Origin of the sequence: Frankia sp. AgB1.9, from assembly GCF_016786355.1 — a bacterium.
Classification (GTDB): Bacteria; Actinomycetota; Actinomycetes; order Frankiales; family Frankiaceae; genus Pseudofrankia.
On sequence record NZ_JADWYX010000075.1, the window covers coordinates 8,420 to 30,588 of the forward strand.

At 73.6% G+C, this 22,169-nt stretch carries 19 protein-coding genes; 9 read left to right on the forward strand and 10 right to left on the reverse strand.

Annotated features, from left to right (window positions below):
- Positions 1-54: 54 nt before the first annotated feature.
- Complete coding sequence (locus I6A60_RS26260) at positions 55-807, reverse strand: hypothetical protein (protein ID WP_203020018.1); 753 nt, start codon at positions 805-807, stop codon at positions 55-57.
- 268 nt (positions 808-1,075) lie between these two features.
- The gene (locus I6A60_RS26265; RefSeq protein WP_203020016.1) at positions 1,076-2,080 is read right to left on the reverse strand and encodes an EamA family transporter; all 1,005 of its coding nucleotides are present in this window, start codon (positions 2,078-2,080) and stop codon (positions 1,076-1,078) included.
- Between the two features lie 72 nt (positions 2,081-2,152).
- On the opposite strand from I6A60_RS26265, the gene I6A60_RS26270 reads away from it, so the two are divergent.
- Positions 2,153-3,136: a LysR family transcriptional regulator gene (locus I6A60_RS26270; RefSeq protein ID WP_203020014.1), complete on the forward strand. Its 984-nt coding sequence runs from the start codon at positions 2,153-2,155 to the stop codon at positions 3,134-3,136.
- Here I6A60_RS26270 and I6A60_RS26275 read toward each other — a convergent pair.
- On the reverse strand, positions 3,074-4,498 hold the full coding sequence (locus I6A60_RS26275) for an MATE family efflux transporter (RefSeq protein ID WP_203020012.1): 1,425 nt from the start codon (positions 4,496-4,498) through the stop codon (positions 3,074-3,076). The two genes, I6A60_RS26270 and I6A60_RS26275, sit on opposite strands and share 63 nt — an antisense overlap.
- 296 nt (positions 4,499-4,794) lie before the next feature.
- Here I6A60_RS26275 and I6A60_RS26280 point away from each other — a divergent pair, with 296 nt between their 5' ends.
- Entirely contained in the window at positions 4,795-7,221 is a 2,427-nt protein-coding gene (locus I6A60_RS26280) for a DEAD/DEAH box helicase (protein ID WP_238436283.1), read from the forward strand.
- Between the two features lie 168 nt (positions 7,222-7,389).
- Here the strand turns inward: I6A60_RS26280 and I6A60_RS26285 are convergent, their stop codons facing one another.
- The 3 genes from I6A60_RS26285 to I6A60_RS26295 form a co-directional block, all read right to left on the reverse strand.
- Positions 7,390-8,520 (reverse strand): hypothetical protein, encoded by a 1,131-nt coding sequence (locus tag I6A60_RS26285; protein WP_203020010.1) that lies wholly within the window; start codon positions 8,518-8,520, stop codon positions 7,390-7,392.
- A gap of 25 nt (positions 8,521-8,545) precedes the next feature.
- Positions 8,546-9,730 carry an SPFH domain-containing protein gene (locus I6A60_RS26290; protein WP_203020008.1) on the reverse strand — a complete coding sequence of 395 codons (1,185 nt, stop codon included), beginning with the start codon at positions 9,728-9,730 and terminating at the stop codon, positions 8,546-8,548.
- A 155-nt stretch (positions 9,731-9,885) separates the two neighbouring features.
- On the reverse strand, positions 9,886-10,692 hold the full coding sequence (locus I6A60_RS26295) for an enoyl-CoA hydratase/isomerase family protein (RefSeq protein ID WP_203020006.1): 807 nt from the start codon (positions 10,690-10,692) through the stop codon (positions 9,886-9,888).
- Between the two features lie 81 nt (positions 10,693-10,773).
- Here I6A60_RS26295 and I6A60_RS26300 point away from each other — a divergent pair, with 81 nt between their 5' ends.
- From I6A60_RS26300 to I6A60_RS26310, 3 genes are all read left to right on the forward strand, one after another.
- On the forward strand, positions 10,774-11,580 hold the full coding sequence (locus I6A60_RS26300; protein WP_203020004.1) for a GNAT family N-acetyltransferase: 807 nt from the start codon (positions 10,774-10,776) through the stop codon (positions 11,578-11,580).
- Positions 11,581-11,625: 45 nt separating this feature from the next.
- A complete protein-coding gene (locus tag I6A60_RS26305; RefSeq protein ID WP_203020002.1) occupies positions 11,626-12,714 on the forward strand; it encodes a cytochrome c oxidase assembly protein in 1,089 nt (362 codons plus the stop codon).
- 204 nt (positions 12,715-12,918) lie between these two features.
- A complete protein-coding gene (locus I6A60_RS26310; RefSeq protein WP_203042656.1) occupies positions 12,919-14,232 on the forward strand; it encodes an MFS transporter in 1,314 nt (437 codons plus the stop codon).
- A 25-nt stretch (positions 14,233-14,257) separates the two neighbouring features.
- Here I6A60_RS26310 and I6A60_RS26315 read toward each other — a convergent pair whose 3' ends face one another.
- Entirely contained in the window at positions 14,258-15,388 is a 1,131-nt protein-coding gene (locus I6A60_RS26315) for an S-adenosylmethionine:tRNA ribosyltransferase-isomerase (protein WP_203025177.1), read from the reverse strand.
- Positions 15,385-16,098: an SDR family oxidoreductase gene (locus I6A60_RS26320; RefSeq protein WP_203025176.1), complete on the reverse strand. Its 714-nt coding sequence runs from the start codon at positions 16,096-16,098 to the stop codon at positions 15,385-15,387. The genes I6A60_RS26315 and I6A60_RS26320 overlap by 4 nt, the downstream gene beginning before the upstream one ends.
- A gap of 76 nt (positions 16,099-16,174) precedes the next feature.
- On the opposite strand from I6A60_RS26320, the gene soxR reads away from it, so the two are divergent.
- From soxR to I6A60_RS26340, 4 genes are all read left to right on the forward strand, one after another.
- The gene (gene soxR / locus I6A60_RS26325) at positions 16,175-16,645 is read left to right on the forward strand and encodes a redox-sensitive transcriptional activator SoxR (RefSeq protein ID WP_203025175.1); all 471 of its coding nucleotides are present in this window, start codon (positions 16,175-16,177) and stop codon (positions 16,643-16,645) included.
- A gap of 148 nt (positions 16,646-16,793) precedes the next feature.
- The gene (locus tag I6A60_RS26330) at positions 16,794-17,285 is read left to right on the forward strand and encodes a hypothetical protein (RefSeq protein WP_203025174.1); all 492 of its coding nucleotides are present in this window, start codon (positions 16,794-16,796) and stop codon (positions 17,283-17,285) included.
- A 37-nt stretch (positions 17,286-17,322) separates the two neighbouring features.
- The gene (locus I6A60_RS26335) at positions 17,323-18,210 is read left to right on the forward strand and encodes a PhzF family phenazine biosynthesis isomerase (protein WP_203025173.1); all 888 of its coding nucleotides are present in this window, start codon (positions 17,323-17,325) and stop codon (positions 18,208-18,210) included.
- A 137-nt stretch (positions 18,211-18,347) separates the two neighbouring features.
- Positions 18,348-19,889, forward strand: a complete 1,542-nt coding sequence (locus I6A60_RS26340; protein ID WP_203025172.1) for an MDR family MFS transporter — start codon at positions 18,348-18,350, stop codon at positions 19,887-19,889.
- Here the strand turns inward: I6A60_RS26340 and I6A60_RS26345 are convergent.
- A complete protein-coding gene (locus I6A60_RS26345; RefSeq protein ID WP_203025171.1) occupies positions 19,886-20,797 on the reverse strand; it encodes a PhzF family phenazine biosynthesis protein in 912 nt (303 codons plus the stop codon). The two genes, I6A60_RS26340 and I6A60_RS26345, sit on opposite strands and share 4 nt — an antisense overlap.
- Before the next feature lie 163 nt (positions 20,798-20,960).
- A complete protein-coding gene (locus tag I6A60_RS26350; RefSeq protein ID WP_203025170.1) occupies positions 20,961-22,136 on the reverse strand; it encodes an amidohydrolase family protein in 1,176 nt (391 codons plus the stop codon).
- Positions 22,137-22,169 lie beyond the last annotated feature (33 nt).

The window sequence follows — 22,169 nt, forward strand, 5'->3', positions numbered from 1 at the left end:
TCTTTTTTTTATACCCCACCGGCCCCGCGGGTGCGGCCCCGCGGCCAGCGGACCTCAGCCCTGCGGGTTCTGCGGCCAGCCGCCCTGCTGCGGCGGGTACTGCTGCCAGCCACCCTGCTGCTGGCCCTGCGGCTGACCCTGCTGTGGCGGGTACTGCTGCCACCCGCTCTGCGGGTCGCCGCCCTGCGGCTGACCCTGCTGCCAGCCACCGGGGACCTGGCCCGGCTGCTGGCCCTGCTGCCACCCACCCTGCGGCGGCTGCTGGTAGGCACCCGGCTGCGGGGCTCCCGGCTGCTGGCCCTGCGGCCAGCCCGGCTGCGGCGGCCCGTACGGGTACCCGGGCGGGCCGGCCGCAGGGGTCTGGCCGGCGCCGGACACGTGCCGCAGCGCGGTGAACGCGGTCAGCGCGAGCACCGCGAACAGCCCGAGGAACAGCCCGGCACGCGCGCCGGACTTGACGTCGGAGTCCAGGTAGGCCGGCACGTCCGGCAGCGTGGCCCAACGGATCACGATGAGCAGCAGGGCGAACCCGCTGGCGATCGTGAACACCAGCGCCGGCGGGATCGGTCCCACGGCGGGCATCCGGAAGCGCCCGAGGACCTGGGCGGCGACCAGTCCCGCGATCGCCAGGCACAGCAGGATCGGGAACCAGGCCAGGAAGCCGGAGTGCCAGGCGCTCCAGGAGTAGCTGTAGCGGTTGAGCTTCACGCCGTACCACGGCAGGAAGCTCGAGATGAAGACGACGAGGCCAGCTCCTAGCACCCCGATGTCGTAGGTCGCGACATCGCGACCTCCGATGCGTGCCATAACGTGAAAACCCCTCTTCGCTAGCGACGAACGATGTGGGCGTGCTCGCTCGGCCCATGGCCAGCGCCCAGGACCGGTCCGTGCCGCGTCCTGCCCCCAAGCCCGCCCCCATGAACGAGAGCGCCACAACGTACCAAACAGGCATTTACCGCCCGGTTGGGCTGAGACTTCCAGAGGACGAACCCAGGTCACGCCAATGTCCGGAAGCCGACAGCGGCTTTCCCGTGGACCGGACCATCCGTCGCGCGAAGCGTTCGGGGCGGCGCCGCTAGGCGGCCGGCGGCACGGACACGGACCGCGAGGGAGCAAGGTCGGTCCGAGAGGGGCGTCTCGCCTCGGCCAGCTCGCCGGGCGCCGCGGGACCGCTCGGGCGGCCGGCGGGCCGCCGGGCCCCACCGGTCGACACGGCGCCAGACCGCGAGGTGGCGCCGTAGAGCACACCGCCGACGACGAGGACCGCGCCGGCGATCTCGGCGGCCGACAGCCGTTCGCCGACCAGGACCGCGGCGGCGGACAGCCCGACGACGGGCACGAGCATCGAGAACGGCGCGACCAGGCCGGCGGGGTGGCGGGCCATCAGCCAGCTCCAGATGCCCGAGCCCAGCAACGTGCCGATCACGACCGTGTACGCGAGGCCGGCGAGGGCGCTCCAGAGGTGGCCGGTCGTGGTGAACGCCCCGGCGACCTGGTGCGGTCCCTCGACGAGCAGGGACAGCGCGAGCATCGGCACCGGCGGCACGACCGACATCCACAGGGTGAGGTGGAACGGGTTCGGCGCGTGCGCCCGGGCGTTGGAGACGTTCCCGATCGCCCAGCCGAAGCCGCCGGCGAGCACCAGCAGGAACGGGCCGAACGCGGCCGCGTCGTGCGCGCGGGTCCAGCCGACGACGCCGAGGCCGAGGACGGCCACGAGCAGCCCGGCCAGCCGGCGCGGGGTGACCCGCTCACGGAACCCGACCGCCCCGAGCAGCACGGTGAACGGCGCCGAGGACTGCAGCACCAGGGACGCGAGCCCAGGCTGCATGCCGGCGTGCATGGCCCAGTAAAGGAAGAGGAACTGCAGCGTCCCGAAGCCGAGCCCATAGCCGAGCAGCAGGCGCGTCGGGACGGCGGGTCGGGGCACCAGGAACAGCGTGGGAATGGCGATGACGGTGAATCGCACCGACGCCAACAAGAACGGCGGGAAGTGCCGGAGCGAGGCGTCGATGGCGAGGAAGTTCAGGCCCCAGGCAATGGCGACGACGACGGCGAGCAGGCGGTGGCGCGGCGGCATACGGCGACTGTCCCCGAGACCCACATATTAGGACAAGTGAAAGTTTATTCACCGTCTCTGTAGGCTGCCTACATGGATGTCCGTCACCTGGAGCTCCTGCGTGACCTCGCCGACCGCGGCAGCATCACCGCCGTCGCCGTCGCCACCCACCGCACGCCGTCGGCGGTCTCCCAGCAGCTGCGCACTGCCCAGCGCGAGTTCGGTGTCGCGCTGGTCGAGCCCCGCGGGCGCGGCGTCCGGCTGACGGAGGCCGGCCGGCTGCTCGCCGGAGCCGGCCGGGACGTCGCCCGGGTGCTCGCCGAGGTGCAGGCCCGGTTCGACGAGTTCCGCGGCGAGCCTGCCGGACTGGTCCGGGTGGCGGCCCTGCCGAGCGCCGCGACGCTGCTGCTGCCGGGCGTGCTGGCCGAACTGGAGACGACGGCGATCCGGCTGGAGTGCGACGACGTCGACCTGCCGGAGCAGGAGTACGGCCGGCTGGTGACCGACTACGACATCGTGATCGGCCACAGCCTGCACGCGGGTCCGCCGCCGGGCGCGGACGGCCTGGTCACCGTGGCGCTGGCCAGGGAGCCGCTCGACATCGGCATGCGGGCCGGCCATCCGCTCGCCGGCGGGCCGACGGTGACGGCGGCCCAGCTGATCGAGGTCGAGTGGTACGGCGTGCCGCTCGGTTACCCGTTCGACGTCATCCGCCTCGCGGTCGAGGCGGCGACCGGGCGGTCGGTCATGGTCGTCCAGCGGCTGCGGGACAACCGGCTGGTCGAGGCGCTGGTGGCGCGCGGTGACCGGGTCGCCGTCCTCCCCCGGTTCACGACCCCGACCGGCCACGGCCTGGAGCTGCGGGAGCTCGCCGGGCTGGACACCGGCCGGCATCTGCTCGCGCTGCTGCGGCCGGACCGGGCCGAGCGCCTCGCCGTCCGGCACGCCCTCGCCAGCTTCCGCCGCCACGCCGCGGACGTCGCCGCCCGCCATGGCCGGGGGCCGGGGCGTCCGTCAGGCGCGGGAGGCCCGGGTGGCGCCGGTGACCAGCCAGCGGGAGCCGAAGGCGCGCGGTGAGAGGGTGCCGGCGCGGGCCGCGAGGGAGCCGACCGCGTAGGCGCCCATCAGGCTGACCACGCCCCACTCGCCGCGCGGCGCCCAGTGCACGACCGCGCCGGCCAGCACCGCGAACACGGCCAGGTTGGCCAGGCCGGTCCAGGCGAGGTAGCGGTTGTCGCCGGCACCGATGAGCACGCCGTCGAGCACGAAGACCAGGCCGGCGAGCGGCTGGGCCGCGGCGAGGACCAGCACCGCCGGGACGATGAGCCGGGCGACCGCGGCCGAGCTGGTGAACGCCGGCCCGAGCACCCAGGCCAGGCTCGCGAGCACGACCCCCACGGCGACGCCGCTGCCCACACCCCAGGCGACGCAGCGGCGCAGCACCACCCGGACTCCGGCGAGGTCGCCGCCGCCCAGCCGGTCGCCGACGAGCACCTGGGCGGCGATCGCCAGCGCGTCGAGCGCGAAGGCGGCCGTGGCGAACAGCGTCATCGCGACCTGGAACGCGGCCAGCTCGTCCGACCCGAGCGCGGTCGCCGTGTAGGTGACCAGCAGCAGCCCGGCCCGCAGGCTCGCCGTCCGCAGCAACAGCCAGAAACCGGCCCTCGCGCCCCGCAGTACCCCGACCCCGCTCGGCCGGCCGCTCGCGCCGACCCGGCGAGCGTGCCCGGCGACCACCCCGAGGTAGGCCGCGACCATCCCCCACTGGGCGAGCACCGTCCCGGTGGCCGAGCCGGCGATCCCCCAGCCGGCGCCGTAGATGAACGCCGCGTTCAGGGCGACGTTCGCGCCGAAGCCGAGGGCGGCCACGACCAGCGGCGTGCGGGTGTCATGCAGGCCGCGCAGCAGTCCGGCGGCGGCGAAGACGAGCAGCATCGCCGGCAGGCCCGCCATCGAGATCGACAGATAGCGGGACGCCTGGGCGTCGACGGCCCGGTCCGCGCCGAACGCGCCGACCAGCGACGGGGTGACCCACCAGCCCAGCAGCGCCAGCCCGGCTCCCAGCCCGGCCGCAAGCCACAGCCCGTCCAGGCCGGCGGTGACGGCGGCCCGCTCGTCACCGGCGCCGCGCAGCCGGGCGACCGTCGGCGTCGTCGCGTAGGCCAGGAAGACCATCAGGCCGACGGCCGTCCCGAGCACCGACGACGCGAGACTCAGCCCGGCCAGCGGCGCGGTGCCCAGGTGCCCGACCATCGCGGTGTCGGCCAGCAGGAACAGCGGCTCGGCGACCAGGGCGCCCAGCGCGGGCAAGGCCAGCCGCCAGATCGCCCGGTCCAGCCGGACGGCCCCCGCCGCCGAAGCCTCAGCCGACGCTTCCCCCACGATCGCCCGGTCCAGCCGGGCCTCCTGCGCCGCCGGCGCGTCGTCTGCCAACCCCACACCGCGAGCCTGCCTCCGGCCGGCCACGATGGGGACCGTCGATGACCAGACTCACGTCCTCCTGAGCGCCCGTCTCCGACGGCGCGGTCGAGCTCGGCGCCCGCCTCGCCCCGCCGCACCCGGGGGCGCCTCGGCAAGCGAACGGGTGTTCGAGGATAATTCCGGATCGCGATCCGGGAGGCGACCATTTTCGCCGGAAGTACGGGAAAAAGCGGTCTTCGGTGGGTATGTCGACGGTGTGCCGCGTTGGAGTCCGCGGTGCGGTCGGTCCTGAGCACGTGAGGTGGGTTTTGGGGATGGCGTTTCGACTGCCCTCGCGCACGGCGTCCGTGCGGCACGACGCTGGACAGGGCCCGGATCCGGCCCTGGCGGCGCCGCCGCAGCGCGGGCCGTCCGCGGGCGGGCAGCCACCGGAGGAGGAGCCGCCGCCGGACGAGAGCCAGGCGCCGGTGGGCAGCGCGGAGGCGCGGCGTCTGCTGGACGACGCCACCGCGCTGCGCGAGCTCGCGGACGACGCGCTCGCCCGCGAGGAGGACGCCCGCGCCGAGGTCGCGCGGCGTTTCCAGGCGGTGCGGGCGGCGCTCGCGCGGCGCGACCTGGCGACGATGGATGTCGAGCGGCTGAAGGACACCGCCGACGACAGGCTGCCGTTCCCGGCGCTGCGCCGGGCCGGCTACCGCACCGTGGCCGACCTGGTCGACGAGCGGCCGGAGGTGCTTGAGACGCATCCCGGCATCGGCGCGGTGTCCGCGAACCGGGCGATCGCGGCGGCCCGGGCGCTCGACCAGGCAGCGCAGGAGCGGCTGGGCCTGCGGGTCGCGATGGACCCCAGCGACGAGCGGGCCACCGACCTGCTGCGCTGGCTGCGCCGCGTGGTGCGGCTCGCGGACACGCTCGACGACGTGCGCGGACCGGCCGGAATGCTGGCCAACGGTCTGCCGCCCCTGGTCACGGCCGCGGCGCCGACTCGTAGCCGGACCCGGATGCTGTTCGCCGGCGAGCGGCGCCGGGTCGCGGCCCGTCAGGCGCTCGACCGGGTGAGGCGACTGCTCGACGACGCCGAGACGGCCGGGACCGCCGAGCGGCTGACGGCGGCGGTCCGGCTGGCACGCACAGCGCCGGGCGACACCGGCGTCTGGGGTGACTTCGAGCGCGCGGCGGTCCGCTACTACGGGCTGCTGGGCGAGATCGTCGGAATCCGGGACACCACCGACGCGGCGGCCGGGCAGCTGCCCGAGGACATCGCGGCCCGGGTGCGGGAGCAGCGGCTGGACGGCGAGTACCGGACCGTGTCGCTGCGTGGGTACCAGGCCTTCGGCGCGAAGTTCGCGCTCGCCCAGCGCCGGGTGATCCTCGGCGACGAGATGGGTCTGGGCAAGACGGTCCAGGCGATCGCCGCGATGGCGCACCTGCGGGCGCTCGACCAGACCCACTTCCTGGTCGTCTGCCCGACGTCGGTGCTGGTCAACTGGCTGCGCGAGATCGCCCGGCACAGCACGTTGACGGCGCATCGCCTGCACGGCCCGGACCGGGCCGACGCGGTGCGGCGCTGGTTGGCCGAGGGGGGCGTCGCGGTCACCACGTTCGACACGCTGAGCGCGCTGGAGCTCCCGACCGCGCTGCGGGCCCGCGTCGACGTGCCGACCCAGCGGGACCGGGTGCGCCGCAGGCGGACCGTCGCCGCCGGCGCGCCGGGGCCGCGCATCGCGATGCTGGTCGCCGACGAGGCCCACTACGTGAAGAACCCGGCGACGAAGCGGGCCGAGGCGCTGCGGGCGCTGGTCAACCGGGCCGACCTCGTGGACCGGGTGCTGTTCCTGACCGGCACGCCGATGGAGAACCGCGTCGACGAGTTCCGTCAGCTGGTCGGGTACCTGCAGCCGAGCCTGCTGCCGGTCAATCCCGCCGCCCGCCGGCCGCGGGACACCCCGGAGCTGTCCCCGGCCCGGTTCCGGACGTTGGTCGCGCCGGTCTACCTGCGTCGCAACACCCACGAGGTGCTCTCCGAGCTGCCCGACCGGGTGGCGACCGACGAGTGGCTCGAACGCGGCTCACGCGCCGAGCAGGCCGCCTACCGCAAGGCGGTGCTGGACCGGAAGTTCATGGCGATGCGCCGGGTGGCCTTCACCGGCGACCCGGAGCATTCGGCAAAGCTCGACCGGCTGGTCGACATCGCCCGCGAGGCGGGCCAGAACGGCCAGCGGGTGGTCGTCTTCTCGTTCTTCCTTGAGGTGCTGGACATCGTCGGCCGGCGGCTGCGGGCGGACCCGGAGTGCGGCGCGGTCTTCGGGCCGATCACCGGCGCGGTCGCGGCCGAGGAGCGCCAGCAGCTGGTGGACGACTTCGGCCAGCGGCCGGCGCCCGCGGTGCTGCTCAGCCAGATCGTCGCCGGCGGCACCGGGTTGAACATGCAGGCGGCGTCGGTCGTCATCCTGTGCGAGCCGCAGGTCAAGCCGACCCTGGAGGAGCAGGCGATCGCCCGGCTGCACCGGATGGGCCAGATCCGGACCGTGCAGGTGCACCGGCTGCTGACTACCGACAGCGTCGACCAGCGCCTCGTCGAGATCCTGGCCGCGAAGCGGGTCGAGTTCGACGCCTACGCCCGTCGCAGCGACCTGGCCGACGCCGGCCCTGAGGCGCTCGACGTGTCCGACGAGGTGCTCACCAAGCAGGTGCTGGAGGAGGAGTACGCCCGGATCGCGAAGACCGAGGCCCGCGCCTGACCCGGGCGCGTCGTGCCGAGAACAGAGCGTCGCACGTGGGCCGCCGGGAAGGGCGCCCCCCCCCGAGGCCCGCAGGTTGAAGTCGAGGTGGCGGGCGGGGGGGGGGGCCCGCCCCCCGGGGGGGGGGGGGGGGGGGGCGGGGCCCCCCCCCCCCCCCCCCCGAGGCCGTCAGTGTCTCGTCGTGGTGCCGGCGTGGTGGTGGCCACCGTGGCCGGCGACCAGGAAGCCGATCACGCCGATGACGATCAGCGCGGCGACCACCGCGAAGAAGATCTTCAGCTTGCTGTACGGCCGCTCGCCCTGGATCTCGCCGGTCATGCCGTTGACGAGGATCTGCCAGCTGCGCCCCGCGTAGAGGAACGTGGCGATCCACAGCGGCAGCAGCATCAGCTTGAACGTGACGTTGTTGTGCTGCGTGTTCACGTGGTGAATCCGCTGCTCGTCGCCGCCGATGTCGTGCCTGACGTCGTCGGCGATGACCTTGGCCATCCGGTTCTTCGCCTCCTCGAAACCGGACTCCGGCTCGAGGTCGTAGCGCAGCGCGAAATGCCCGGCGAGGAACTCCTGCTGGAACGGCTGGGCGGCGTTCAGCGGCCAGGGCGCCAGGTCGTCGACCTTCTTCGGCGGCAGCACCGAGCTGCCGGGCACCAGCACGTCGTCGAAGACCCGGTCGACGTTGCCCTGCGCGTGGTGCCAGCGGGTCTTCTGCACCTGGCGAGTCTGCTGCTTGCCCTCGCTGTCGGTGTAGGACTCGGTGACCCAGTAGTGATCGCCGCGCTCGCCGTCGTAGCCGGAGAAGGTCCGCGAGTCGAACGTCCAGTGCGGGACGTAGGTGCTCTTCATCGACTCGGTCTCGGTGACCTTCTTCAGCGCCTTCGGCGCGAACCACCGCGACGACGTCCACTTGCGGACGGCGTCGCGCACGGCGCCCCGGTCCAGGCCGAACGGCAGCACGCCCTCGGGCACGATCTGCCCGGTCGCGGCCGGGTCGATCACCAGCGGCGAGCCGCAGAACTGGCAGAGCGTGGCGGTCTCGTTCGACTCGCTGCGGGCCGCGCAGCGCTGGCAGACGTAGACGTAGGCGCCGATGCTGGCGACCGGCTTGCGGGGCAGCGTCGCCAGGTTCTCGATCGCGATCTCGTGGATCTCGCGGTCGCCCGCCGCGATCTCCTGGGTGAACCCGCAGTACGGGCACCGCATCGACGTCGAGCCTGGCGCGAACTCCAGCCGCGCGCCGCACCCACCGCAGGGATAGGTCGCCGACGCGACCGAAGCCTGCTGGAACCCTTGATCGGTCATTGCTTCCTCAGCTGTGGTGACGCGCTCAGGCCTGCGGCGGGAGCGGCGGGGGGACGCTGCCGAACAGCGGCGCTACCTCGGCGACCTGAGCCGCCGCCGTCCAGGCCGCCATGCCGTTCTTCCAGACCAGCGTGTCGGGCCGCAGCTGGCCGCCGGAGATCTGCTGCGAGAGCTGGCCGCGGTCGAACGGGCCGAGCTGCTGGCCGTTGACGCCGATGAACCACTGCTCGGACTGCGGCAGGGGCGGCGGGGTCGCCGGCGCCTGCTGCTGACCCGGCTGCTGGTAACCGGGCTGCTGGTAACCGGGGCCAGGCTGCTGGTAGCCCGGCTGCTGGAACCCGGGCTGCTGGTAGCCAGGCTGGCCGACGCCGCCCGCGGCACGCTGGCCCAGTGCCATCCCGAGCCCGATCCCGAGGCCCTCGCCGGCGCCGCCCTGGTTCTGCGCCGCGGCCTCGATGGCGTTCGCGGTCTGGAACTGGGTGTACTGGTCGAGATTCCCGAGAATGCCCATCTGGCTGCGCTTGTCGATGGCCTCCTCGACCTCGGGCGGCAGCGAGATGTTCTCGATGACGAACTTGGGAATGGCGATTCCGTACGGAGCGAGCTCCTCCGTCAGCGCCTTCGCGAGCGTCCCGCCGATCTGGTCCTGGCGGGTGGCCAGGTCGAGCATCGGCACGTGGGCGTTCGCGAGCGCGCCGCCGAGCCGGCCGACAATCAGCTGGCGCAGGAACTCGGATACCTCTTCGGTGCGGAACTGCGGGTCGGTGCCGGCCAGTTCCTTCAGGAGAAGTCCGGGATCCACCACCCGCATGGAGAAGGCGCCGAACGCCCGCAGCCGGACCATGCCGAACTCCGGGTCCCGGACGATCACCGGGTTCTGGGTGCCCCACTTCAGGTCGGTGAACTGCCGAGTCGTGACGAAGTACACCTCGGCCTTGAACGGCGAGTTGAAGCCGTACTTCCAGCCCTTGAGGGTCGACAGGATCGGCATGTTCTGCGTCTCGAGGGTGTACATGCCGGGCGGGTACGCGTCGGCTATCTGGCCCTCGTTGACGAAGACGGCCGCCTGGGACTCACGCACGGTGAGCTTGGCGCCCATCTTGATTTCGTTCTCATAGCGCGGGAAACGCCATACAATGGTATCCCGGCTGTCGTCGGTCCATTCAATGATGTCGACGAACTCGCCACGGATCCGGCCCATGATATCCACGTTCGCACCACCCCCGGAGCCTTCGGCGCCTGTCGCCACACCACCTGTGGCGCAACTTCGTGGCGAACCATACCGTCCGGTCGCCTTGGGGGTGGATCGTGTCCGCTAGTTGTCAGACAGCAGGCGGGTAACTCCTTGGGCCGCGTGACGCGGGCCTAGCGCCCGGTGAACCGTGGCGGCTGCTTGGTCGAGAACGCCTCGACGGCGGCCCGGTGGTCATCGATGGCGGCCAGCGCCGCGGGGTCGCGTCCCTCGGCGACCAGCACCTGCTCCAGCGAGGCGGCCCAGGCCTGCCGCATGGCGCTCTTGGCGATCGCGTAGGCCCGCGGCGGACCGGCGGCGAGCCGGCGGGCGAGGGCGGCCGCCGCCGGCAGCAGCTCCTCGGCGGGCAGCACCCGCGCGACGAGTCCCCAGGCCAGGGCGTCGTCGGCGGTGAACGGCTCGGTCAGCAGCACCAGCTCGCTGGCCCGGGCGCCGCCGACCACCTTGACCAGGCTCGCGGCCAGGGCCGAGTCCGGGGTGAGGCCGCTGCCGGTGAACGCGGCGGTGAACCGCGCGCCGGCCGCGGCCAGCCGGACGTCGCAGGACAGGGCGAGGCCCAGCCCCGCGCCCGCGCAGGTGCCGTTGACCGCCGCGACCACGGGTTTCGGCATGGTCGCGAGGGCCGTGACCACCGGGCTGTAATGGTCGGCGGCGCCGTCGAAGGCGTCGCGGCCCTCGGCGCGCACGGCGGCGGTGTGCTCGCGCAGATCCCGTCCCGCCGAGAAGACGCCCCCGGTGCCGGTGAGCAGGACGGCGCGCACCGCGTCGTCCCGGGCGACCCGCTCGACCGCGTCGCGCAGGGCGATCTTCGCGATCTCGGTGAGCGACGGTGTGGTCATCGTGAGCGTCGCGACCTCGTCGGTGACTGTGCAGGTCACGGCGCCCAGCGTGCCGGGCCCGCTGCAGTGGCGACCGTCCATGCCGTCAGACTACTGTGTGTAATCGAATCTCGGTCATCCGTAGTCCGGGATGGGCCGAAGCGCGACCATAGAATTCGCCCGGTGAACGTGGTCTCGCTCGGATTTCGGACTGACCTGATGCTGCGGCGGCTGGCCGGTGCCGTCATCACCGAACAGCCGTCATACCTCGCAGTCCGGACGCCCGGCAATCCCGGGTTCTGGTGGGGGAACTTCGTGCTGGTCGACCGGCCGTTCGCGGCGGGCGACGCGGCCCGCTGGGCGGACGTCTTCGCCCGCGAGATCCCCGGCGCCGCCCACCTCACGCTGGGCGTGGACGGCGTCGACGGCGACGCGGGCGACGCCGCCGAGCTGGCCCGGCTCGGGGTGACCGTCGAGGTGGACACCGTCCTGACCGCGACCCGGCTGACGCCGCCCGCGCGGCCACCGGTCGGGACCACGATCCGCCCGCTCGCCGGCGACGCCGACTGGGCCGAGGCCTTCGAGCTACGGCTGGCCGCCCACGGCGAGCAGGACGCGCCCGCCGAGCACCGCCAGTACGTGGCACGCAAGGTCGCCGAGGAACGCGCGCTCTGCGACGCGGGCCACGGCGTCTGGTTCGGGGTGTTCGTCGACGGCCGGCTCGGCGCCAGCGCCGGCCTGTTCGCCGACGGCGACGGCCTGGGCCGCTACCAGAGCGTCGAGACGCATCCCGACCTGCGTCGCCGCGGGCTCGCGTCGGCCCTGGTCCACCGCCTCGGCGACTGGGGCCGCACCGAGCTGGGCGTCCGCACGCTGGTCATCGTCGCCGACCCCGACTACGACGCGATCCGGCTCTACCGGGCCCTCGGTTTCACCGACACCGAGAAGCAGGTACAGCTCTGCCGCGAGCCAACCGCCGCCGAGGCCTGAGCGCCGCGTCCCGGGGGGCCGCGACCGTGTGTGAGAGTGACGGACATGCCCGTCACGTCGACCGTCCCGTCGCCGGCCGTCCTCGCCGCGTACCACGGGCCGCCGGCCTTCGGCTGGCCGTCGGCGGCGGGCCGGTGGACGTTCGACCCGGCGCTGGTGGTCTTCGCCGCCCTCGCCGTCGGCGGTTACCTGCTGGCCGTCGCCCGGGTCCGCCGAGCCGGCGGACGCTGGCCGGTGGCCCGCACACTCAGTTTCCTGGTGCCGGGGATCGGCCTGGCCGTGCTCGCCGGGCTGTGGTGGGTCGGCGTGTACGCGCGGGTGCTGTTCTGGGACTTCACCGTGCAGGTGATCCTGCTGCTGCTGGTCGCGCCGATCTTCCTCGCCTTCGGCCGGCCGCTGACGCTCGTGGCGCTCGGGGGCGGCCGGCCGGGCCGGTTCGTCGACCGGGTGCGCGCGAGTGGCCCGTTCCGGGTCGCGTCCCATCCGGCGTTCGGGCCGCTGCTGGTTCCCGTCGTCGTCTGCGCCGTCTACTTCACCGGACTGCTCGCGACGGCGCAGCGTGACGCGGCCGTCGCGGAGATCATCCAGATCGCGCTCCTGCTGACGGGTTTCGTGGTCGCGCTGCCGCTGGCCGGTGAGGACGCGGGAACGTCGACGACCAGCCTGGCGATCGCCGGGGGCATGTTCTTCGGGGTACTGGAACTGCTGCTGGACGCGGTCCCGGGCATCTTCGTGCGGCTGCGCCATGGCCTGCTGGCGCCCGGGTACTACGCGTCCCTGCACCGGCCTTGGGGACCGTCACCGCTGAACGACCAGCATGTCGGCGGGACGATCCTCTGGACGGTCGCCGAGGTCGTCGACCTGCCCTTCCTCGTCCTTCTGGTCCGGCGGTGGATCAAGGTGGACGCCCAGGAGGCGGCCCGCGTCGACCGGGAGCTCGACGCCCTCGCGCTGGCCCAGCCCGCGCTCACCGGGTCACCCTCGGCCGACGGCGAGAGCGCCGGTGCCGTCGCGGCCGAGGAGGCCGAGCGGACCCGGCCCTGGTGGGAGACCGACGCCGACTACTTCGGCGGCTCCCGTGCCGCCCAGTTCCGCCGCGCCGGCGCCGAGCGCAACCGGACCGAGCCCTCCTAGGCGAGAGCCACCGCCGGGAGCCGATCGTCCGGCCAGCGGTCGTTCGAGCGGCAATCGTCCGGCCAGCGGTCGTCCGGACGGCAATCGTTCGTGCGGCGATCCGCGATCGCCCTTGCCGTTTGCGGTCTGGTAAAGGCACGATTCCCACGGTTATGTCGCCGGCTCAACGCTTCCTGTGGCGCGCCGGGGCCGGACGGCCAGGGCGTGACCGGACTTCGGGGGCAGGCTGTGACGCTGCTGCGCGACCGCAGGTTCCGGCTCCTGTGGTCAGGACAGCTGCTGTCGAACATCGGCGACTGGTTTCTCGTCGTCGCCGTGCCGGTGTACGTGTTCCAGCTGACCGGCTCGACGCTGGGCACCGGGCTGGCGCTCGTCACCCAGATGGTGCCGGCCCTCATCTGGCCGCCGGTCGCGGGCGTCCTGGTGGACCGGATGGACCGGTTAACGGTGATGATCGTCGCCGACGTGGCCCGGGCCGGGATCATGCTCCTGCTGGTCCTCGCCGAGGCGGACCGGCTGTGGCTGGTCTACGTCGTGCTGCTCGCCCAGGCCTCGTTCGCGCAGTTCTTCCTGCCTGCCCGGCAGGCCGTCATCCCGGCGGTCGTCGGTCGTGGCAGGGAGCTCGAGCACGCGAACGCCTGGTTCTCCCTGTCTGGTGGGATCATGCGGATCGCCGGCGCGCCGCTGGGTGGCCTGGTCTACGCCGCGGCCGGGTTCCACGCGGCCGTGCTTGCCGACAGCGCGAGCTACGCGATCTCCGCATCGACCCTCGTCGGGGTGCGCGCGCTGAGCCGGAGCCCCGGGACCGCCTGCGCCGCGGCGCAACCCGCTGCCCACCACCAGGCGGTGGTGTACCTGCGGGAGGCGGTCGACTTTCTGCGCGGCCACCGCGTCCTGTGGGGGCTGCTGCTGGTCTCGGCGGTCTTCGAAGGGGTGGACGGGGCGCTCAACGTCCTGCTCGTGCCCTACGCGGTCCACACGCTGAACAGCGGCTCCGGCGGCGCCGGCCTGCTGTTCGCCGCGCTGGGCGGGGGGTTCCTGCTGAGCGCGCCGGTGGGGCGGCGGGTGGCCGAGGCCCGACGGCTGCGCGTCGGCGTCGCCGCGTGTCTCGCCGTCATCGACGCCTGCTTCGCCGTGCTGTTCCACACCGACGCGTTCGCCGTCGCCCTGGTCGCGATCGGGATCGTGGGCGTGCCCGGCGGCGCGTTCGTCCTCGTCGTCCAGGTCGAGCTCCAGCGCGGAACGCCGTCGGCGCTGCTCGGGCGGATCGGCTCAGCGTTCGCGGCCGCGCAGATGATCGCCGCGCTGCTGGGCGCCACCCTGTCCAGCATCGCCGTCCGGCCGCTGGGCCTGACCGTGGTCGCCGACGCGGCCGCGGTGGTCCTCCTGCTGGGCGCCGTCGCGGCCGTGGCGCTGCTCCCGGCCGGCCCCGTCCGGGCGAGGGCCGACGCCACCCGGCGCCGGGCGACCCACCCGGTGAGCGCGGCGCCGGCCGCCGAGCCCGACGCTCCCGGGTGAGGTGGCCGGCGTCGCCGCGCCGGGATCAGGGCAGCAGCAGGCAGCTGTCGCCGAACTCGTGCCACAGGTAGCGGGCCCGCACCGCCTCCCGGTAGGCGTCGGCGACCAGCGACGGACCGGCGACGGCCACGAGAAGGTCCAGGTGCGAGGCCCCGGGTGCGTGCCACCCGGTGACCAGGCCGGTGACGGCGCGAACCGGCCGGTCGGGCCCGAGGACGAGGTCGGTCCAGCCGGCCGTGGGCCGTACCATCCCGTCCGGTCCGGTCGCCGACTCCAGTGCGCGGGTGACGGTGGTGCCGACGGCGACCACCCGGCCGCCCCACCGGCGGGTCGCGTTCACCAGCCGCGCGGTGTGCGGGCCGACCCGGAACCGTTCCGGCTGCGGCGGCTCGCCGGGCTCCTGCGAGGAGACCCCGGTGTGCAGCAGGACCGGTGCCACACCGACCCCGCGGCTGACCAGGTCGGTCACCAGCTCGGTGGAGAACGGGCGCCCGGCACTCGGCATCTCGGCGCTGCCCGGGTCGCGGCCGAACACCGTGCGGTAGGCCTCGATCGGCTGCGGGTCGGGCACGTAGGAGTAGCGAATCGGCCGGCCCACGTGGGCCAGGTAGGCCACCACCCCGCCGTCGACCGGGACGTGCGCCCGCCACAGCCGGCGCTGGCCGACGGGGTGCGGCCCGCGGACCGTCAGCCGGACGCCGGCCGGCAGGGCGAGCTGCTCCCCCGGGCGCAGGTCGGCGACCGGGCCGGCGACCGCCTCACCCGCCGGGCGGACCTCGACGACCCAGTCGCCGTCGTCCAGGGCCGTGGCGAAATGGACGGCCACCGTGTCACCGCCCGCACGGATGCCGGTCACCGCGGCGGGCAGCGTTCCCGACGTGTTGACGACCACCAGGTCGCCCGGGGCGAGCTGGTCACCGAGGTCGCTGAACCGGGCGTGCCGAAGGTCTCCCGGCCGGGCGACGAGCAGCCGCACACCGTCCCGGCGGGGCGGCGGAGCCGCCGCCTCGAGCCCGGCCGGCAGGTCGAACACGACGGCGCCCGTGACGTCCCGGGGACGCTCAGCCGCTCCCCCGAGGACGGCCGCTCCCTCAAGGACGGTCCTCCCGGTCGAGGGCGCCGTCCTGGTGGAGCCGGCAGGGCTCGGGCCGGTCATCGGGCCGCCTCCGCCGGGGCGGCGGTCGACGCCAGGACCCCGGCACGGTAGCGGCCGCTGGGTGGGCAGGTCTCCAGGAGGCGCAGGATGGCCGGCGCGACCAGCTCCGGGCTGGGCCGGTCGGAGATGTCCTCGTCGGGGAAGGCTCGCTGGTGCATCTCGGTCAGCATGTCGCCGGGGTCGACGGCGTAAGCGTGGATCGCCGGCTCCTCCGCGCCGAGGACCGCGGTGAGGTGGTCGAGCGCGGCCTTGGTCGGCCCGTACACGCCCCAGCCGGGATAGGCCTCGACCGCGGCGTCCGAGCTGACGGCGAGCCACGTGCCGCCGCTCGCGCGCAGCGCCGGCAGCGTGAGCTGGGCCAGCGCGAGCGGGGCGAGGACGTTCGTCTCGTAGGCGGCCCGGACCGCGTCCAGCGGGGCGGCCGCGAGCGCCGGCAGCGGGCTCGGGCCCAGGTCGCTGGCATTGGCGACGACGAGGTCGAGGCGGCCGAGGCCGGTCGCGGCGTCGACGAGGGCCTGCCGGTGGGCCGGGTCGGTGACGTCGCCGGCGACCGCGACGAGGGACGGCCGGGCGCGGACGGCCTCGGCGAGCCGCGCGGCGTCCCGGCCGTCCACGACGACTCGCCAGCCGCCGTCGGTGAGGGCGCCGGCCAGCGCGCGGCCCAGCCCCCGGGATCCTCCGGTGATCAGTGCTACTGGGTTGGTTGGCATGCCGCGATCGTGATTCTTCAAGTTAACTTGAAGTCAAGCGGGCGGCACCCACGCCGTCCCGGGCGAGGAGGCTGGCATGCAGGCAACCGATCTGCTGACCGTCGGAGAGATGTCCGAGCGCAGCGGTGTCGCGGCCTCCGCCCTGCGCTACTACGAGGCTCAGGGTCTGCTGGTCGCGACCAGGACGACCGGCAACCAGCGGCGCTACCCGCGCCATGTCCTGCGCAGGCTGTCGTTCATCCGGGCGGCGCAGAACGTCGGGCTCTCGCTCGACGAGATCAGGTCCGCGCTGGCGGCGCTGCCGGACGGCCGCACCCCGACCCGGGACGACTGGGCCCAGCTCTCCCGGTCCTGGCACGAGCGGCTCGACGACCAGATCGCCGCCCTGCGCAAGCTGCGCGACGGCCTGGAGTCGTGCATCGGCTGCGGCTGCCTGTCACTGGAGCGCTGCGCGATCTCCAACCCCGGCGACATCGTGGCCGGCAACGGCCCGGGCGCCGTGTACTTCCCCCGGGCGCTGCGCGGCGCGACCGCGCACCACGGGTGACCTGGGCCGCAAGCAGTTCTTGCCCCCGAGACGGGTCCGGCTATAGATGTCGTGTGACGTAGGTAACCTCGGTTGAGTCGGGTCGAGGTGGGCAGCGGCCGACCGGGTCACGGTCGGCGGTCCGCCCTCGCGGGACAGGAGCAGGCTGATGATCGCGCTTGGGCAGCGGCGAGACGCGACCGCCAGGGCCGCGGCCAGGCGGAAGGGCGTGCTCGCCCTCGCCCGGATCACCGAGCTGGCCCAGACCGGCACGGTCCTCAACGACCAGCCGGAGGTCAGGCTCAGCCTCCAGGTGGCCGGGCCGGGCCTCGCCTTCGACACCGCCGCCCGGGTCGCCGTCGGGGGCGCCCGGCGGGCCAACGTGGACGCCGGCCAGCTCGTCGTGCTGGTCGACCCGGCCAGCCGCGAGTACCAGATCGACTGGGACCGCAGCGCTCTCGTCAACGGGCTGGTGCCCGCGCGGTTCGCCTTAACCGGCGGCGGTGTCCGCGACCTGAGCGGCCAGACCGGCCCGATCATGGAGATCCTGCAGATCCTCTGGGCCCACAACGTGTCGCTGGGCCGCATGTCGGAGCCCGGCACCGACCCGGCGGTGGGCGAGCAGGTCCAGGCCGTCCTGCGCGCGGCCGTGGCGCGATAGGCCACCTCGGCCCGCGCGCGGGCCGCACTCTGGGTGCATGGTGCAGACCCTTGACGTCCTGACGGCCGCCTCCTGCCTGCGGGACGGTGCCGGCGGCAGTCCCACGGCGGTCATCACGGGCAGCCACGAGCTGGGGGAGGCGGACCTCGCGCGCGTTCCCGCCCGGATGGGCGCCTCCCATCTGGCCGTCGTGGGGCCGGGCGACGGCGTCCGCGAGCTCCGCTTCTTCACCAGCGCTGGCGAGCTGCCCAACTGCGGGCACGCCGCGATCGCCGCGATCGCCGTGTTGGCCCTCGCCCGCGACGGTTTCCAGGGCCGGCTGCGCGCGGCGGGCCGCGAGTTCGAGGCGGCCGGCACCTTCCGACCGCCGACGGGCCCGGCCGGGCCCGCGCTGTTCGACGCGTGGTTCGACCAGGGCGTCGTGGACAGCCGGGCCGCGACGACGCCGGAACGCGACGCGTTCTTGGCCGCGCTCGGGCTGGCGCCGGACGCGCTGCACGCCGACGACGACGTGTCGGTCGCCTCCCCCGGGCGCGAGCGCCTGCTGGTCCCGGTCGCGGATCGGACGGTCCTGGCCGCCCTGCGCCCCGACCAGGACCGGCTGGCCGACGCGAGCCGCCGCCACGGCCAGCTCGGCTGTTTCGTCTACGTCCCGCCGTCCGCCGCGACGCCCGCGGCGGCGCGGATGTTCGCCCCCGCGATCGGGGTGCCCGAGGACGTCGCGAACGCGAACAGCACCGGCTGTCTGGCGGCCCATCTCCTCGCCACCGGCCGGGATCCGGCCGTCGCCGTCGACCAGGGCGACGCGCTCGGCCACCCGTCGACGGTGTGGGCGACCGCGACCCGGACCGCCGGCGGCATCGCGACCCGCGTCGGCGGGGCCGTGCACGTGCGGCGCTCCAGCCGCGTCGTCGACGCGCTCTGACCGCCGCGCGGGCGCCGGGCGACGATATGCGGAATACATAGACGCAGGTCGAGCGTTTCACCGAAGTTTGCCGCGACCCTCGCCGGCCCGATCGTCAACGCAGCGCCACCCGAGCCCTCCGATCTGAAGGACCCGAGTTGACCGCCTCCCTGGACACCGACGGCCTCCTCGCCGCGGGCGACCTCCCGTCCGGCGGGCTCGCGCCGGACCCGACCGCCGCGGGCCTCGACGAGGCACGCGGCCGGACACCGCTCGTTATCAAGCTCCTGGTCGGCGCCACGTTCACGGTCATCCTCAACGAGACGATCATGACGAACGCCGTGCCGCGGCTGATGGTCGACTTCGACATCAGCCCGCGGGCCGCGCAGTGGCTCTCGACGGTGTTCATGCTGACCTTGGCCGCGCTCATCCCGGTGACCGGCTGGTTCCTGCAGCGGGTGACCACCCGGATGGCGTACGGGGTCGCGATGGCGACCTTCTGCGTCGGGACGGTGATCGGCGCGGTCGCGCCCATCTACCCGGTCCTGCTGGTCGGCCGGGTGATCCAGGCCGCGGGCACGGCGGTGATGATGCCGCTGCTGATGACGACGCTGATGACCGTCGTCCCCGAGCGCGACCGCGGCCGGGTGATGGGCACCGTGACCATGGCGATGTCCTGCGCCCCGGCACTCGGCCCGGCCGTGTCCGGCGTCATCCTGCAGCTCGGCTCGTGGCGGCTGATCTTCGTGTTCATGCTGCCGATCGCGGCCGTCGTGGGCCTCGGCGGGCTGCGCCTGCTGGAGAACATCGGCGAGACCCAGGCCACCCCGGTCAGCTGGATCAGCGTCGTGCTCGCGGCGGCCGGCTTCGGGGGCTTCCTGTTCGGGCTCAGCGAGGCCGGCGCCCTCAACAGCGTCTACGTCGGGCTGATCATCGTGGGGGGGCTGGCGCTGGTCGCGGCGTTCGTGGGCAAGCAGCTGCGCCTGCAGCGGGTCGGCAGCCCGCTGCTGGACCTGCGGACCCTGAACCACCGCACGTTCAGCGTCTCGCTGCTGCTCCTCGCCGCCGTGGACATGGCGTTCCTCGGCTCGATGTTCCTGCTGCCGCTGTACCTGCAGGACACCCGCCACCTCAGCTCGCTGGAGACCGGCCTGCTGGTGATGCCCGGCGGCCTGGCGATGGGGGCGCTCGGCCCGCCGGTCGGGCGCCTCTACGACCGGTATGGCGCCCGGCCGCTGGTCATCCCCGGCGCCGCCTGCTCGGTCGTCGCGCTCGGCACGCTCAGCCAGCTCGGCGCCCACACGCCGTACCTGCTGCTGCTGGCCGCGCACATCGTGCTGATGGCCTCGCTGGCCGCCGTCATGACCCCGGTCTTCTCGGTCGGCCTCGGAGACCTGCCGACCGACCTCTACGCCCACGGCAGCTCGCTGTTCGGCACGATCATGCAGGTCTCGGGTGCCATCGGCACCGCCCTGCTGGTCGTCATCTCCCAGTCCCGCGAGAGCCACCTGGTCCACGCGGGCGTGGCGTCGGCCGAGGCCACGGTCGGCGGCCTGCGCTGGGCCTTCGCCGGCGGCGCCGTCTGCGCGATCGCCACGACCCTGCTCGGCCTGCTCCTGCCCCGCACCACCGCCCGCCCCACCAACCCCGACGCCACCGAGGCCTCGTCCGAGGCCGAGCTGGATCTGGCGCTGGGCTAGATCCTGGCGGTGCCGGCGATCGTGGTGTGGGCGTCGCCGCCGACCCAGACCGTCCCGTCGCTGGCCTTGTCGATGTGCACACGGCCCCGGCGGCCGAGGGCCGTCCCCTGGGAGGCGACGTAGGTCGACGGGAGGACGTCGCCGGCGAGCCACTGGGCCAGGCTCGCGTTGAGGCTGCCGGTGACCGGATCCTCGGTGATGCCCAGGTGCGGGGCGCAGAACGCCCGTACCTCGACGGCGCACTCGCCGCCTTCCGGGTAGGGCCCGACCACCCCGGTGTCCTGCTCGATCGCGGCGAAGTCCGGGGGCAGGGCGAGGACCTGCCGGGCGGAGGCCAGCCGCAGCCCGACCCAGCCGGGGCCGTTGTCGCACCATTTCGCGTCGACGACGTCGGCGGGCTCGATGCCGAGCGGAGCGGTGAGCCGGGCGAGCAGGTCGTCGTCGACCGGGCCGTCCCGCAGCAGCGGCGGCGCGGCGAACGCGAGCCGGCTGACTCCGCCGGGCACCGGCACTCGCGTCGTGGCGCCGGGCGCCGGAAGGGGTTCTGTGTCGCCGGGCGCGGCCGCCGGGTCGGACGCGAGCCGGCGCAGCGGCACCAGGCCCGCGGCGCACTCCTGAACGATGTGCTCGCCGCGTGGCACGCCGCCGGCCTCCAGCCAGGCGTGGGCGCTGCCGATCGTCGGGTGGCCGGCGAAGGGCAGCTCGCCGCCCGGGGTGAAGATCCGCAGGCGGTAGTCGGCAGCTGGAACGGTCGGCGTGAGCAGGAAGGTCGTCTCGCTCAGGTTGGTCCAGCGGGCGAACGCGGCCAGCTCCTCGTCACTGAGCCCGTCGGCCTCGTGCACGACCGCGACCGGATTGCCCAGGAGCCGCTCGCGAGAGAACACGTCCACCTGGCGGAAGGGCAGCATTCCTCGACGGTAGCCAGTCGCGGCCCTGAACCATCAGGGATCGCGGCGAGAACAGCATGGCCGGTCCCGCGCCGGCCGGCCTCGCCGACGGCACGGGACCGGCCACTGTCGCCTGACGGGCCGGCCGGTGTCACCCGACCGGCCAGCGCGGGACCGGGGTGACTCAGACCCTGTAGAGCTTGGCGGCGTTCTCTCCCATGACCTTGCGCTGCGTCTCCGGACGCAGGGTGGAGATCTTCTCGCTGACCATCCCGACGGGGTCCGGGTGCAGCGAGGTGGGGTGCGGGAAGTCGGTCTCGAACATGATGTTGTCCTCACCGACCTGGTCGATGAGGTGCTGCAGGTCGCCGCGGCCGGTCTCGAACCAGAAGGTCGCGAACCAGTTGTCCGCGAAGTACTCCGACGGCTTCTTCTGGAGCTTCTTGGCCCACTTGGGCGCGTTCTCGACCAGCTCGTAGTCCATCGCCTCGAGCATGAACGGCACCCAGCCGATGCCACTCTCGACGGAGACCATCTTCAGCGCGGGGAACCGGTCGAACATCCCGGAGTACGCGCTGTTCAGCAGCAGGCGGGAGTTGTTCTGGAACAGCGACGCGCCGCCGATCGCGGGCTTCACGTAGTCGTCCTGGCTCGGCCAGTAGCTGTTGCCGAAGTAGCTGAGCGAGGTCTGGCTGGCGCCGATGTGGAAGTGCACCGGGATGTCGAGGCCGGTGCAGACGTCCCAGAGCCGGTCCCAGGCCGGGTCACCGAGGTCGGGCGACCCGGAGTCCTGCGGGTCGGCGGTCATGTTGATCCCGCGGGCGCCCTTGGCGGCGCAGCGCTCGGCCTCGCGGGCGCAGGACTCGATGTCCCAGGCCGGCATGATCGGCATGGGCAGCAGGCGGTTGCCAGACTCGGCCTGGATCTCCTGCATGGCGTCGTTGTACAGCTCGATGCAGAGCATGAGCAGGCCGGTGTCGGCGACCGAGTTGCGCAGGTTCTGCCCGCCGAGGCCGATGGCGTTCGGGTAGAGCACCTGCGTGTTGATGCCGAGCTCGTCCATCAGGCGCAGGCGTGCCTTGGGGTCCCAGGCGGCGGGGTGGACGTCGTTGATCCCCCACGGTCCGCCCTGCGAGTCACGGTGCGGGTGCTTCTTCCCGTCGTGGTCGATCGTGCCGCCCGAGCCCGCGCGGCCGAAGGTCTTGCCCTCGATGACCCACATGTCCAGGCCATTGATGCGCTCGACGTGGGGCATCCGGTCCTCGTAGCCCTTGGGCGCCCGCTCGGTAAAGAGGTCGTGTCGCTCGGTCATATGAGAGTCGGCGTCGATCACTCGCAGACCGTCAGCCAGCTTGGCCACCGGAGCCTCCTTGCGTCCGCTTCACACACCCGT

Excerpts from the sequence above, each read along its gene's own strand:
- I6A60_RS26305 (WP_203020002.1), top strand. The coding sequence starts at position 11,626 with ATGCCCGTCACGTCGACCGTCCCGTCGCCGGCCGTCCTCGCCGCGTAC.
- I6A60_RS26270 (WP_203020014.1), top strand. The coding sequence starts at position 2,153 with ATGGATGTCCGTCACCTGGAGCTCCTGCGTGACCTCGCCGACCGCGGC.
- soxR (WP_203025175.1), top strand. The coding sequence starts at position 16,175 with ATGCAGGCAACCGATCTGCTGACCGTCGGAGAGATGTCCGAGCGCAGC.
- I6A60_RS26285 (WP_203020010.1), bottom strand. The coding sequence starts at position 8,520 with ATGACCGATCAAGGGTTCCAGCAGGCTTCGGTCGCGTCGGCGACCTAT.
- I6A60_RS26260 (WP_203020018.1), bottom strand. The coding sequence starts at position 807 with ATGGCACGCATCGGAGGTCGCGATGTCGCGACCTACGACATCGGGGTG.
- I6A60_RS26320 (WP_203025176.1), bottom strand. The coding sequence starts at position 16,098 with ATGCCAACCAACCCAGTAGCACTGATCACCGGAGGATCCCGGGGGCTG.
- I6A60_RS26330 (WP_203025174.1), top strand. The coding sequence starts at position 16,794 with ATGATCGCGCTTGGGCAGCGGCGAGACGCGACCGCCAGGGCCGCGGCC.
- I6A60_RS26280 (WP_238436283.1), top strand. The coding sequence starts at position 4,795 with ATGGCGTTTCGACTGCCCTCGCGCACGGCGTCCGTGCGGCACGACGCT.
- I6A60_RS26335 (WP_203025173.1), top strand. The coding sequence starts at position 17,323 with ATGGTGCAGACCCTTGACGTCCTGACGGCCGCCTCCTGCCTGCGGGAC.
- I6A60_RS26315 (WP_203025177.1), bottom strand. The coding sequence starts at position 15,388 with ATGACCGGCCCGAGCCCTGCCGGCTCCACCAGGACGGCGCCCTCGACC.
- I6A60_RS26265 (WP_203020016.1), bottom strand. The coding sequence starts at position 2,080 with ATGCCGCCGCGCCACCGCCTGCTCGCCGTCGTCGTCGCCATTGCCTGG.
- I6A60_RS26295 (WP_203020006.1), bottom strand. The coding sequence starts at position 10,692 with ATGGACGGTCGCCACTGCAGCGGGCCCGGCACGCTGGGCGCCGTGACC.
- I6A60_RS26345 (WP_203025171.1), bottom strand. The coding sequence starts at position 20,797 with ATGCTGCCCTTCCGCCAGGTGGACGTGTTCTCTCGCGAGCGGCTCCTG.